A 12,179-nucleotide genomic window follows, 5' to 3' on the forward strand; every position below is an offset into this window, starting at 1 on the left:
CCATCGGGCCCGGTGAACTGAACCGACCCCGCACAATCCCCCGAGGATCGGTAACATATACCCGCGAGGGGTATACCCACCCTTTGCGGACAACGGGAGGACCCATGACGACCACCGAGCCCGCCGGCCTGCCGGTCGCCGAGCCCGTCCGCACCCACGGTGACCACGATCACGCGGTGCACGGCTACCACAAGCAGAAGGACGAGCACCTCAAGCGCCTGCGCCGGATCGAAGGCCAGATCAGGGGCCTGCAGCGGATGGTCGACGAGGACGTCTACTGCATCGACATCCTCACCCAGGTATCGGCGTCCACGAAGGCGCTGCAGTCCTTCGCCCTCCAGCTGCTGGAGGAGCACCTGCGCCACTGCGTCGCGGACGCGGCGCTCAGGGGCGGCAACGAGATCGACGCGAAGGTCGAGGAGGCCACGAAGGCCATCGCCCGGATGATGCGGACGTGACGCCCGGGGCTGTCCGAAACCGATCGATGACCGGTCGATAACCGGGTCGATGACCGACCGCTCAGCAGACCGGCGCGGCCTGGCCCTCCGGTCCGGCGGACACCCTCAGCACCTCGTCGATCCGGTCACGGCTGAGCCGCTCCCCGTCGGCGGTCGCGGCGGCGATCATCAGCTCCCCGCACAGTTCGATCTCGGCGAGCGCCACGTGGTCCTGGAGGGTCTTCGCAGTGAGGAGCAGCAGCGGGGCCACGCGCGTTCACCTCTTCCGGCCGGGTTCGGCTTCCCAGCGTAGGGAGCGGAGCACGTAGCGCGCATGACACGTCCGGACCATTCTCGGCCCACCCGACCGGCCCCCCGCACCCCCTGACACGGGCCCTCCCGGCGCGCCGCGCGCCCGAGCCGGCGGGGCCGCGGGCTCCCGGCCGCGGGCCCCCGGCCGCGGGACCCGGCCGCGGGACCCCCGCACGCCCCCGCGGGCTCCCGGTGCGAGCCCGGATGGCCGGGACACGGCGGCCGGGCGGCATCCCGGTGGCGGCTACGTGGAGATCCGCCCCGTGTAGATGTGGGCGCGCGGCGGCAGCCACACCTCCACCTCCGCCCCGAACGCGTACAGCTCCGTGGTGGAGGCCACCTCCACCTCCCGCTCCCCGTTGGCGAAGCTGAAGCGGTGCCGCACCTTCCGCAGCCGCCCCGCCTCGTCCAGGTACGCGTCGAAGGGCACCGTGTCCGTGACGAACCCTTTCGCCGCCGCCACCAGTGCCCCCCGCGCCCACGGGGCGGCCGCGCGCGCGGCGGCGCCGATGTCCGTCGTGCCCCGGTAGTGCGCGACCCGCACGCCCCCCACCCGTACCCGGCCCACGTACGTGACCTTCCGCGCCGCGCGCAGCAGCTCGGCCGCCGCGCCCGGGTCGGTGGCCCCGCCCGTGACGAGATTGCCGTCCTGGAGGGTGGTGGTGTCCACCCGCACCCACTTGTCGGCGGGCACCCCGGCGCCCCGGTCCTTCATGTACAGGGCGCCCGGCGTGAACAGCTCGGTGATCGCCCGGCGCGGCCGGTCGCCGTCCTCGGGGAGCAGCACCCGGACCCGCCCGTGCCCGGCGCGGAAGTCGTACCCGCCCTCGCCCTCGATGGTCAGCCGCGTGCCGCCCGTCACCATCTCCAGCGCGGTCCTGGCCCTGGACGTACCGGACCGGGCGAGCAGGTCGGGCGCGGCGCGCACCGCCCCGAGCGGCCCCCCGCCCACCTCACCGGCACCGGCCTCCCCGGCCTCGCCCGCGCCCGCCGGCCCCGAAGCGCCCGCATCCGCCGCCCCGGCCTCGCCCGCATCCACCGGCCCGGCGACGACCTTCCCGGCGGGCGGCCTCACGGCCCCGGCGCCCCCGCCGGGCGAGCAACCGGCCAGCACCGCAGCAACCGCCGCCACCATCGCCGCGGTGGCGGTGACGGCGTCCGCGCCGACCGCCCGTGTGCGCCTGTGCACCACCATCGCCATCGCCTGCCTACCCCAACACCGTGCCGCTGCCTGCCGAACCCCCGCCTTCGGCCCGCGGTCTCGACGACCGGGGGACGCCCCACTCGCCTAACGACGGCTGTCTTCGCCCGTCACGCCCGCGCGGCCCCCGCCGCCGGTACGGTGGACGGGTGCACTCGCATGACGTGTCCTCGACGTCGCCGGCCACCGGCGGCGCACCGCACCAGGCGACCACCACCGAACGCGGCGCCTTCGCCCTCGCCCGCTGCCCCTGCGGCTGGTCGGGCCCCGCGCGCCGCTCCCGCGAACGGGCCCGCGCGGACGCCGCCGCGCACATGAACATGACGGAACAGGCGCACCCCGTGCCGGGGTGACACCGGGCACCGGCCGGGCCGCCCCGTCAGCCGGGCGGCCCCTCGGCCACGCGCCCCGGCCACCACCCACGGGGCGAGATCACCACCCGCACAGCCCCGCCACCACCCACGCGGCGAGATCACCGCCCCCACGCCCCCGTCACCGCCTACGCGGCGAGGTCGCGCTCACCTCCCCCGCCCGCTTCCCCGCGAGGGTCCGCCAGTGCGACCGTCTCGTGCCGGCCCCCGCCTCCGGGGGCCTTCCGGGACCGTACGAGCACCCCGGCCCGCGGGGAGCGGGCGACGGCGGAGGCGAAGGGGGTGAGCAGGGCGAGCGCGACGGGCGCGAGGAGCAGCGCGACCGCGGTGCCCAGCGCGAAGCCGCCGATGACGTCGGTCGGGTAGTGGACGCCCATGTAGACGCGGCAGAAGCCCTCGGCGAGGGCGAGGCCGATGGCGGCGGCGCCGAACCGCTTGTTCACGATGAAGAGGCCGACCGCGATGGCCATGGCCAGGGTGGCGTGGTCGCTGACGAACGAGTAGTCCGTCTTGCCCTGGACCAGGACCTCCAGCCCCTCGTGGTCGCGGAACGGTCGGGGCCGTTCGACGAAGCCGCGGATGGGGACGTTGACGAGGACGGCGAGCGCGGCGGCGAGCGGCGCCCACACGATCCCGGCGGCGGCGGTGACGGAGTCCTCCGCCGTGCCGCTGCTGCGGCCGCGCCACCAGCACCACACGGCGACGAGGACGAGGCCCAGCATGATGCCGTACTCGCCGACGAAGCCCATGACGCGGTCGAACCAGCCGGGGGCGGCCTTGGCCAGCCCGTTGATGTCGTAGAGCAGGCTGACATCGGGGTTCGTACCGTCCGATGCGAGTCCGGCCATGCGCTGCGGCCCCTTGCCTTGTGCTGCGGTGAGGTGGGTGCGGTCCTTCGAGGGAACGACGTGTGTGAGGGGTACGTTCCACGCTCCACGAAACGCTCACACGACGTTACCGAAGAGAGATCACCGCTCGGCGGCCGGGCTCTCCCGATCAGGCGTCAGTTCCGCGCCGGGGAAGGGCCTGCGCCCCGTCGCTCGTCACGCGGGTGGCGCCGAAGTAGTCCGGGGTGTCGATCTTGTCGAAGCGGATGACCGCGCCGGTGTAGGGCGCGTTGATCATGTAGCCGCCGCCGACGTACATGCCGACGTGCCGGATGGCGCGCGAGTCGGTCAGGTCGTCGGAGAAGAACACGAGGTCGCCGGGGAGGAGCTCCTCGCGGGAGGGGTGGGGTCCGGCGTTGTACTGGTCGTTGGCGACGCGCGGCAGGTCGATGCCGACCGTGGCGTACGCGGCCTGGGTGAGCCCGGAGCAGTCGAACCGGCCGCCGTCAGCGGCGGTGCCCTCGCCGCCCCACAGGTACGGCTTGCCGAGCTGCTTCTGGGCGAAGTAGATCGCGCCGGCGGCCTGCCGGGAGGGCTCGACGGGGGCGACCGGCCGGGCGAAGCTCTTCTCCAGGGAGCGGATGACGCGCACGTAGTTCTGCGTCTCCTTGTACGGGGGGACGCCGCCGTACTTGATGACCGCGTACGCGCCGGCGTTGTAGGCCGCGAGCATGTTGTCGGTCGGGTCGCCGGGGACGTCCTTCACGTACTGCGCGAGGGAGCAGTCGTAGGAGGCCGCGGAGGGGATGGCGTCGTTGGGGTCCCACACGTCGCGGTCGCCGTCCTTGTCGCCGTCCACGCCGTGCGCGGCCCAGGTGCCGGGGATGAACTGGGCGATGCCCTGGGCCTGAGCGTGGCTCTGGGCGCGGGGGTTCCAGCCGCTCTCCTGGTAGAGCTGGGCGGCGAGCAGCGCGGGGTTGACGGCCGGGCAGAGGTTGCCCCACCGCTGGACGAGCGGCTGGTACGCGGCGGGCACGGCGCCCTTGGCCAGCCCGACGGCCCCCCGCACCCCGCCTCCGGCCCCGCCGAGCTGGGCGGCGACGACGTAGGTCCCGACGACGAGCAGCGCGACGAAACTCAGGCAGGCGCCGACGACGACCCCGCCCACCAGCCACGTCTTACGCACCGTCAAACCCCCGTACGGAGTAGGACCGCCACCGCCGAGCCCAGTCTAGGTACCGAAGCCCGTCCCACGTAGGCATGAAAGCGCATTGCATCCGAAAACCAGCACATGTGATCATCCGTCGCATGACCACACCGGGGGCAGGTCACACAGAGGCGACACCGGCACGGCCACACTCCAGACCACCCCCGCCCATGAGGCGACGGGCCCAGCGCGTACACGGGCTCCGGCGTCATCCGCGCGAGCCGGGTCCGCTACGAGCACGACGCCCAGGGCCGCGTCGTCCTGCGCCCGAGAACCCGCCTGTCACGCAGGCCGGACACCTGGACACCCCGCGCCAACTGGAGGAGTACCGGATGCTCCTGGACCGCATGGAAGCGGTCGCCCTGGAGCCGGAGAAGTCCCGCGACCTCATCCACGCCATCGCCCGAGACCTGTGAAGGGACCCTCGATGCACAGCACGTTCGGCCAGGCCGCCTGGCGCAAGTCCTCGCACTGCGCCACCGGCGACGCCTGCATACACCTCGCCCCCGCCCCCCAGGGCGCCGTCAGACTGACCGAGAGCAGCGACCCGTCGGGCACCGTGCTCACGCTGGCCCCCGCCACCTGGAGGGCCTGGCGGCGGGCCATCGGGGACGGGCGGCTGCCCCGGCCGGACGCGGAGCCCGGTCCCGGCGGGCGCCTGCTCCTGCGGAGCCCCGACGACCAGGGCCTCGTCGTCACCACGACCACCGCGCAGTGGGAGGCCTTCGCCGCCGGGGTGCGGGACGGCGAGTTCGACCGGCCGGCGGGCTGAGAGCGGCGCCCGTCCGCGTACCGCCCGGCCCGGAGGAGGGCGAACGAAAGCTGTACGCAAGTGAACATCGGGAGAACACTCCAGCCGGTCCGCGCCGGGTGGCCCCCTCCGCCCGCACCCCGCGCGCAGGCGCTGCGGACATCACACGGACGGGACGCAACCACGGCGGGCTTTCCCTCGTCCTCCCTTGAGCAGACCGTCCGTCAGATTCGCTGCCGGAGTCGACCCTGCCCGGTCGATCCCCTTTGACCTGCACGGATACCGCGACGCACCAGAGTCGTGCGGGGTGCGGCGCCCGGCCGCACCAGGGAGAGCCCTCAGGGGCGGACCCCGGGGCACCCCCTCCGGAAGGCCCTTCCCGACTCACCGTCACCCTCCACCCGGCCCCCTCCAAGTGGTCTGGACCACTGCGCTACGCTGGGGCGTGCAGCCGCAAACGGCTGTCGTTCACACCCCGGCACCACGACCAGCCGGGGCCAGCACCACAGGAGAGCACCATGGGGAACAAGGTGAGCCGTCTCGGGGACTCCGGGGGAACGGCCGCCGCGATCGCCGTCATCGCACTGACCGCCGTCGCCATCGTGGTTCTGGGCTACTTCCTCTTCTCCCAGACGGGACAGTCCTGACCCTGACGGGGGTTCCGACGGAGCCCTGACGGGCGATCAGACCTCGCCCAGCACCACGCACCACACGCAGTACACGCACCACGTCCGCGCCGCCGCCGGAGACTTCCGGCGGCGGCGTCGCCGTTCCGTCGACAAACCCCCAGTTAAGGGACAACGACGGTCATTGCCCGCAGTCACGCACCGTGATACACAGAGTCACCATGCGTGTATCCGTACGGGCCGGACCCCGAGCCTCCGCAGGTCAGAGGGGTCGGGCCGGTCAAACGTGCGGTGATCGGGTAAAGAGACCCGCCAAGACGTCGTACGACGGCGGTTCGATCAGCGAAGATAGTTGACGGCCCGTGTCATCCGGCGGGCCGTCAAACTACCGATAAGGGGCGGTGAGTTACATGTTCCTGGCGGCCGAGAAGGGCGACATCACCACCATCATTGGCGGAATCGCCCCGAACTGGGGGCCCTTCGGGAGCCTGGGCAACCAGGCGCGCCTGATGGTCGAGATCGTGATGGCCGTGGCCATCCTGCTGTGCCTCGGCATCGCCATCTGGGGCGCGGCCAAGCAGCGCATCGGCGCCACCGCGCTGCGCGACACGTTCAGCGCCGAGCAGGGCAAGGGCCTGATCGTGGCCGGCCTGACCGGCGTCTTCATCATCGGATCGCTCGGCACGCTGTTCACCATCGTCTACGGGATGGCCGTCTAGCCGCCGTCCCGCCCGACCCGCCTCCAGCTCCGGCGCCCGCAGAGGATGCGTCTCCTGATGTCCACTCACCACACCGCGCACGCGACGCGGACAGCAGTACGGCAGATGCAGCCATCGTTCGAGGAGGCGTACCCGTCATGAGCTTCGGCGACGAGTACGGAGGCGGGAGCGGCCGGGGCAGGGGCGGAACGGGGCGGGCGCGTACCCGCACGCACCCCGGGGACGAGGCCGTCGACGAGTACGGCGACGGCTTCGGCGACCCCCACCGGCGCCCGCAGCGCACCACCCGGTCGCTGGTCACGGTCGTCGGGGTGGTCGTCCTGCTGATCGCCGCCATCGCCTTCGCGAACCGCTCGGGCGACGGGGACGGCGACGGCGGCACCGCCAAGGCCCCCCGCGAGGGCGGCCCCGCCCCGACCGCGGCCACCGGCACGAAGCCCGTCACCGGGAAGAACGGCACGATCCCGTCGGGCTTCGCCCAAGACGAGCAGGGCGCGCAGAGCGCGGCGGCGAACTACGCGGTGGCGCTGGTCTCAGCCGGGATCATCAAGCCCCAGGAGCGCCCGGAGATACTGCGGCGCGTCTTCGTACCGAGTCGGGTCAAGTCCCTGGAAGCCGACTTCGACAAGGCGTACAGCCCGCAGTTCCTCGCCAAGCTGGGCCTGGACGCCGACGGCAACGCGGCCCCCGGCATGACGTACGTCTCCCGCGCGGCCCCCGTGGGCACCAAGATCGTCGAGTTGGACAGTCGAGCCGCGACCGTCGAGGTCTGGTGCACCGGTGTCTTCGGCACCGCCGGTGTCAGCTCCACCAACCCGGTAACGAGCGACTGGTTCACCATGACCATCAAGCTGCTCTGGTCCGGCGGCGACTGGAAGGTGGAGAGCTTCTCCCAGAAGGACGGCCCCGCGCCGGTGAGCGCCGACCGCACAGCGTCGAACGCCGATGAGATCGCGGCGGCAGTCGAGGAGTTCGGAGGCTTCACCTATGCCCGGTAAGCCGCGCCGCGCCTTGCGGGCCGCCGCCCTCCTCGCAGCCGTCCAGACGTCCGCCGTACTCTTCGCCTCGCGGGCGTACGCCGAACCGACACCGACAGCCCCCAGTCCGGGTGCATCACCCGCCCCGACCTCCTCACCGTCGAACGACAACGACTGTGAGCTCATCGTCGGCCCCACCCGCGACTTCTGCGAGAGCGACGACCCCGGCAGCACCTCCCGCTCCGTCAACCCCCTCGAGCCCGGCGACGCCCTCGACCCGCTGTCCTCCCTCGCCCGCGGCTGCGCCAACGCCGCCGCGTGGACCGTGGACAAGCTGAGCGAGGCCGTCGAGAGCACGGCCGCCGTCGACTTCACGAACCCGCAGTTCCTCAAGCAGTACGCCGTCGTCTTCGCCGCCTCCACCATCCTCACGCTCGTCCTGTGGCTGCTCGCCGTGGCCAAGCGGGCCATCCGGGGCGTGGCGCTGGGCACGGCGATCTCGGAGGCCGTCGGGTTCCTGTGGCTCACCGTCCTCGCCTCCGCGTTCACGCCGCTGATCCTGCACACCGTGGTGTCCGCGACCGACGGGGTCACCGAGGTGATCGCCTCCGGTACGGGCGGGCAGACCGACGCGTTCTTCGGGTCGTTCTCCGCCGCCCTGAAGAAGGGCGACGACATCGGCGGCGGCCCCATCATGATGATCGTCGTCGCGCTCGTGTCGATCCTCGCCGCCGGCATCCTGTGGCTGGAGCTGGTCATCCGCGCCGCCCTGCTCTACGTGGGCGCCCTGCTCGGCACGGTGGTGTACGCGGGGCTCGTCGACAGGAACATGTGGGGCCACGTCCGCCGCTGGGCCGGCATCATGATCGCGATCATCCTCGTCAAGCCGGTGATCGTGATCGTCCTCGGGCTGGCCGGGGCGCTCTCCTCCGGCGACGGTCCCGACGCGTTCTCCGCCGTCGTCTCCGGCCTCGCCATCATCCTGCTCGCCATCTTCGCGTCCGCCGCGATCTACCGCTTCGTGCCCGGCTTCGGCGACGAGATCGCCACCGCCCGCACCAACCGCAAGCAGGCCACCGACGGCGCCCAGGCCGCCGCCGTCATCTCCTCCCCCGCCGCGCTGGTCTCCCAGGGCATCAAGACCCACAGCTCCCGCAGCCACCAGCACAGCGGCGGCGGCGCCCCGGCAGGGGCGGGAGCCGGCGCCGTGGCCGGCGGAGTCGCCGCCCACAGCAGCCGCGGCAGCGCCCCCACCGGCCCGGCCCCCGGCGCCACCGCCACCCCCGCGCCCCGCAGCGCGCCGAGCGCCCCCTCGACCACCGGCAGCCCGCACACCAGCCGCGGCACCGGCAACACGGGTAACAACAGCAACAACAGCTCAGGAGGTGGAGGGCGGTGACGACCCAGTCCCACGCGATCACGCCCCGCCGCACGTATCTCATCGGCCGCGCCCGGCCGAACGCGATCATCGGCAAGAACCGCGAGACCGGCGAGATCGCCCTGATCATCGCCGGCGCGTTCGTCGGCATGATGTGCGGCCTCCTCGTACCGGTGCTCTCCCTGCGGATCGTGCTGCTCGCCGGCTTCCCGATGCTGGCCCTCGCCGCCGTGTACGTCCCCTACCGGGGCCGCACCTTCTACCGCTGGTACGAGGTGAACCGCAGCTACAAGCGGACCCTCCGCCAGGGCACCGCGTACCGCTCCGGCGCGATGGAGGCGGGCACCCGCCTCGACGGCCGCGAGGTCGAGATCGCGCCTCCGCCCGGCATCGGCCGCATCAACTGGCTCTCCGCCCCCTTCGGCCCCGACGAGATCGCCGTACTGCTCCACGCCGACCGCCGCACGGTCACCGCGGCCATCGAGATCGAGGGCCCCGGCGTCGGCCTGCGCGACAGCGAGGACCAGGAAGCCCTGGTGGACCGTTTCGGCACCCTCCTCAAGCACGTCGCCAACGGGGACGGCTTCGTCACCCGCATCCAGATGCTCGCCCGGACCCTCCCGGCCGACCCCGACGCCCACGCCAAGGACGTCGCCCAGCGCGGCGACCCGAACGCCCCGCGCTGGCTGCTCGACTCCTACGACCAGCTCCTCTCCATGGTGTCGACCTCCAGCGAGCAGCACCGCGCCTACCTCGTCGCCTGCATGCACTACACCCGCGAACTGGCCGCCGAGGCACACGCCATCGCCCGCGCCGCGCGTCACACCGGCCCCGGCGGCCGGCGGCAGCGGCTCGACAAGGACGCCGGGATCGCCGTGGTGATGGCCCGCGAGCTGACCGACATCTGCGCCCGCCTCGCCGAGGCCGACATCCGGGTCCGCCAGCCGCTCGGCCAGTCCCGCCTCGCGTCGCTGATCCACTCCATGTACGACCCGGACCACCCGATCGACCACATCCAGGCCATGTCCAAGCGCAACGCCTGGCCCGCCGAGCTGGACGCGGCGTCGCCGACGCACCTCCAGGCGAAGACCCGCGAGTCCGCGACCCGCGCCCCCTGGTGCCACGCCACGGCGTGGGTCAAGGAGTGGCCGATGACCCCCGTCGGGGTCAACTTCCTCGCCCCGCTGCTCGTCCACACCCCGGACGTGATCCGCACGGTCGCCGTCACCATGGACCTGGAGCCGACCGAGATCGCCATCGAGCGGATGCTCACCGAGAAGACCAACGACGAGGCCGAGGCCAGCCGCGCCGCGAAGATGAACCGCACCGTGGACCCGCGCGACATCGCCGCCCACGGCCGGCTCGACCAGCGGGGTGAGGACCTCGCCAGCGGCGCGGCCGGGGTGAACCTGGTGGGGTACATCACCGTGTCGTCGCGCTCCCCGGAGGCCCTCGCGCGGGACAAGCGCACGATCCGGGCGTCCGCCGGCAAGTCGTACCTGAAGCTGGAGTGGTGCGACCGCGAGCACCACCGGGCCTTCGTGAACACCTTGCCGTTCGCGACCGGCATCCGCCGGTGACCGCCGCACCGGCCGTACCAGCCGCTCGTGCCCAGCCGACCGCAGGTGCCGAGCCGGGCCCGCGGTGCGCGCGCGCCGTTGAGGCCGCACCGGCCGTACGGGACACCCAAGCGGAACCGGCCGCCCCCGCCAGGACCGCCCCCGCCAGGCCCGCTCCCACCAGGCCAGGCCCGGCCGGACCGGCCGGCGCGGCGCGGGAGCCCGCAGACCACACCCCCAGGACGAGACGATAGGACGATAGGGGCCTGATGATGCGCGATCCGCTGTCCGTCCTCACCGAAGCCTTCACCTCCTTCCTCTTCGGGAAGGTGGAGACCACCCGCCTGCCCGTGCGCACCTCCACCGGCCAGGCCCAGGCCGTGTACCTGCCGACCGCCGCCCCCGGCCTGGGCGACTCCGGCGTGATCATCGGCCGCGAGGTGTACAGCGGCAAGGGGTACATCTACGACCCGTTCCAGCTGTACGGCCAGCAGCTCCCCGCCCCGCACTGGCTGGTCCTCGGCGAGTCCGGCAACGGCAAGTCGGCGCTGGAGAAGACGTACGTGCTGCGCCAGCTCCGCTTCCGCGACCGCCAGGTCGTCGTCCTCGACGCGCAGGGCGAGGACGGCGTCGGCGAGTGGAACCTCATCGCCGAGGAGCTGGGCATCACCCCCGTGCGCCTCGACCCGAGGGCCGCCCTCGACGACGGCATCCGCCTCAACCCGCTCGACCCGTCCATCACGACCACCGGCCAGCTCGCGCTGCTGCGCACCATCATCGAGGTCGCCCTGGGCCACGGCCTGGACGAGCGGTCCGGCTTCGCCCTGAAGGTCGCCCACGCGTACGTCAACGAGACCATCACCGACCGCCAGCCGGTCCTCACCGACATCGTGGAGCAGCTCCGCCACCCCGAGCCCGAGTCGGCGGAGGCGATGAACGTCGACCTGGACGACGTACGCGCCTGGGGCCTCGACGTGGCGCTGGTCCTCGACCGGCTCGTCGACGGCGACCTGCGCGGCATGTTCGACGGGCCGACGACCGTCGGCATCGACCTCGACGCCCCGCTCATCGTCTTCGACCTCTCGCACATCGACCGCAACTCCATCGCCATGCCCATCCTGATGGCGATCGTCGGCGTGTGGCTCGAGCACACCTGGATCCGCCCCGACCGGAAGAAGCGCATCTTCCTGGTCGAGGAGGCCTGGCACATCATCAACAGCCCCTTCGTGGCGCAGCTCTTCCAGCGGCTGCTGAAGTTCGGCCGGCGCCTCGGTCTGTCCTTCGTGGCCGTCGTCCACCACCTCAGCGACGTGGTCGACGGCGCGGCGGCGCGGGAGGCCGCGGCGATCCTGAAGATGGCCTCCACGCGGACGATCTACGCCCAGAAGGCCGACGAGGCACGGGCGACCGGGCGGGTGCTCGGCCTGCCACGCTGGGCCGTCGAGATCATTCCCACCCTGACGCCCGGCATCGCGGTGTGGGACGTCAACGGCAACGTCCAGGTCGTCAAGCACCTCATCACCGAGGCGGAGCGGCCGCTCGTCTACACCGACCGCGCCATGACCGAGTCGTCCGCGCCCGAGCTGCCCGACGACCTGAAGGCCGCCGAGTGGGAGGCGGAGCAGCGAGCGGCCCTGATGGAGCGGCAGATGAACGGCTCGCCCGAGTCGACGGTGGCCTGACCGTGGACGGCACGCACGGCCCGTACGGCGCGTCCGGCGCGACGCACGGCGGCCCGAACGTACCGGGCGGCCCGGGTGGTACGGGCGGAGGCCACGGCGGGCGCACCGGGGGCGGCGTCCCCGACGGGCTGC

General features: G+C 72.8%; 14 protein-coding genes. 10 read left to right on the plus strand and 4 right to left on the minus strand.

Annotation, left to right across the window (positions count from 1 at the left end; translation table 11 throughout):
• Positions 1 to 104: 104 nt before the first annotated feature.
• Positions 105 to 458: a metal-sensitive transcriptional regulator gene (locus CP974_RS13850; protein WP_031129398.1), complete on the plus strand. Its 354-nt coding sequence runs from the start codon at positions 105 to 107 to the stop codon at positions 456 to 458.
• A 61-nt stretch (positions 459 to 519) separates the two neighbouring features.
• Here the strand turns inward: CP974_RS13850 and CP974_RS13855 are convergent, their stop codons facing one another.
• A complete protein-coding gene (locus CP974_RS13855; protein WP_031129399.1) occupies positions 520 to 699 on the minus strand; it encodes a hypothetical protein in 180 nt (59 codons plus the stop codon).
• Between the two features lie 294 nt (positions 700 to 993).
• On the minus strand, positions 994 to 1,944 hold the full coding sequence (locus CP974_RS13860) for an SCO4651 family lipoprotein (protein ID WP_085921512.1): 951 nt from the start codon (positions 1,942 to 1,944) through the stop codon (positions 994 to 996).
• Between the two features lie 155 nt (positions 1,945 to 2,099).
• Between CP974_RS13860 and CP974_RS13865 the strand changes: the two genes are divergently transcribed.
• Entirely contained in the window at positions 2,100 to 2,303 is a 204-nt protein-coding gene (locus CP974_RS13865; protein ID WP_051839072.1) for a hypothetical protein, read from the plus strand.
• Between the two features lie 146 nt (positions 2,304 to 2,449).
• Here the strand turns inward: CP974_RS13865 and CP974_RS13870 are convergent, their stop codons facing one another.
• A complete protein-coding gene (locus tag CP974_RS13870; protein WP_031129402.1) occupies positions 2,450 to 3,169 on the minus strand; it encodes a phosphatase PAP2 family protein in 720 nt (239 codons plus the stop codon).
• A gap of 148 nt (positions 3,170 to 3,317) precedes the next feature.
• Complete coding sequence (locus CP974_RS13875) at positions 3,318 to 4,334, minus strand: bifunctional lytic transglycosylase/C40 family peptidase (RefSeq protein WP_031129403.1); 1,017 nt, start codon at positions 4,332 to 4,334, stop codon at positions 3,318 to 3,320.
• 191 nt (positions 4,335 to 4,525) lie between these two features.
• On the opposite strand from CP974_RS13875, the gene CP974_RS30985 reads away from it, so the two are divergent.
• From CP974_RS30985 to CP974_RS13910, 8 genes are all read left to right on the plus strand, one after another.
• A complete protein-coding gene (locus CP974_RS30985; RefSeq protein WP_078915395.1) occupies positions 4,526 to 4,771 on the plus strand; it encodes a Scr1 family TA system antitoxin-like transcriptional regulator in 246 nt (81 codons plus the stop codon).
• Positions 4,772 to 4,782: 11 nt separating this feature from the next.
• Complete coding sequence (locus tag CP974_RS13885) at positions 4,783 to 5,127, plus strand: DUF397 domain-containing protein (RefSeq protein WP_037936934.1); 345 nt, start codon at positions 4,783 to 4,785, stop codon at positions 5,125 to 5,127.
• A 497-nt stretch (positions 5,128 to 5,624) separates the two neighbouring features.
• On the plus strand, positions 5,625 to 5,753 hold the full coding sequence (locus CP974_RS30695; protein ID WP_023587499.1) for a hypothetical protein: 129 nt from the start codon (positions 5,625 to 5,627) through the stop codon (positions 5,751 to 5,753).
• 389 nt (positions 5,754 to 6,142) lie between these two features.
• Positions 6,143 to 6,451, plus strand: coding sequence for a DUF8827 family protein (locus CP974_RS13890; protein ID WP_031129405.1), 309 nt, complete (start codon positions 6,143 to 6,145; stop codon positions 6,449 to 6,451).
• Between the two features lie 137 nt (positions 6,452 to 6,588).
• Entirely contained in the window at positions 6,589 to 7,449 is an 861-nt protein-coding gene (locus tag CP974_RS13895) for a DUF8175 domain-containg protein (protein WP_031129406.1), read from the plus strand.
• A complete protein-coding gene (locus CP974_RS13900) occupies positions 7,439 to 8,827 on the plus strand; it encodes a membrane protein (RefSeq protein ID WP_031129407.1) in 1,389 nt (462 codons plus the stop codon). Before CP974_RS13895 ends, CP974_RS13900 begins: the two co-directional genes overlap by 11 nt.
• The gene (locus tag CP974_RS13905) at positions 8,824 to 10,386 is read left to right on the plus strand and encodes an SCO6880 family protein (RefSeq protein ID WP_031129408.1); all 1,563 of its coding nucleotides are present in this window, start codon (positions 8,824 to 8,826) and stop codon (positions 10,384 to 10,386) included. Before CP974_RS13900 ends, CP974_RS13905 begins: the two co-directional genes overlap by 4 nt.
• A 251-nt stretch (positions 10,387 to 10,637) precedes the next feature.
• Entirely contained in the window at positions 10,638 to 12,047 is a 1,410-nt protein-coding gene (locus CP974_RS13910) for an ATP-binding protein (protein ID WP_031129409.1), read from the plus strand.
• Positions 12,048 to 12,179 lie beyond the last annotated feature (132 nt).

It is taken from the genome of Streptomyces fradiae ATCC 10745 = DSM 40063, from assembly GCF_008704425.1.
GTDB lineage: Bacteria > Actinomycetota > Actinomycetes > Streptomycetales > Streptomycetaceae > Streptomyces > Streptomyces fradiae.

Bases quoted from the DNA above. Each gene is read 5' to 3' on its own strand.
- CP974_RS13850 (WP_031129398.1), top strand. From the start codon at position 105: ATGACGACCACCGAGCCCGCCGGCCTGCCGGTCGCCGAGCCCGTCCGC.
- CP974_RS13860 (WP_085921512.1), bottom strand. From the start codon at position 1,944: ATGGTGGTGCACAGGCGCACACGGGCGGTCGGCGCGGACGCCGTCACC.
- CP974_RS13870 (WP_031129402.1), bottom strand. From the start codon at position 3,169: ATGGCCGGACTCGCATCGGACGGTACGAACCCCGATGTCAGCCTGCTC.
- CP974_RS30985 (WP_078915395.1), top strand. From the start codon at position 4,526: ATGAGGCGACGGGCCCAGCGCGTACACGGGCTCCGGCGTCATCCGCGC.
- CP974_RS13885 (WP_037936934.1), top strand. From the start codon at position 4,783: ATGCACAGCACGTTCGGCCAGGCCGCCTGGCGCAAGTCCTCGCACTGC.
- CP974_RS30695 (WP_023587499.1), top strand. From the start codon at position 5,625: ATGGGGAACAAGGTGAGCCGTCTCGGGGACTCCGGGGGAACGGCCGCC.
- CP974_RS13890 (WP_031129405.1), top strand. From the start codon at position 6,143: ATGTTCCTGGCGGCCGAGAAGGGCGACATCACCACCATCATTGGCGGA.
- CP974_RS13895 (WP_031129406.1), top strand. From the start codon at position 6,589: ATGAGCTTCGGCGACGAGTACGGAGGCGGGAGCGGCCGGGGCAGGGGC.
- CP974_RS13900 (WP_031129407.1), top strand. From the start codon at position 7,439: ATGCCCGGTAAGCCGCGCCGCGCCTTGCGGGCCGCCGCCCTCCTCGCA.
- CP974_RS13910 (WP_031129409.1), top strand. From the start codon at position 10,638: ATGCGCGATCCGCTGTCCGTCCTCACCGAAGCCTTCACCTCCTTCCTC.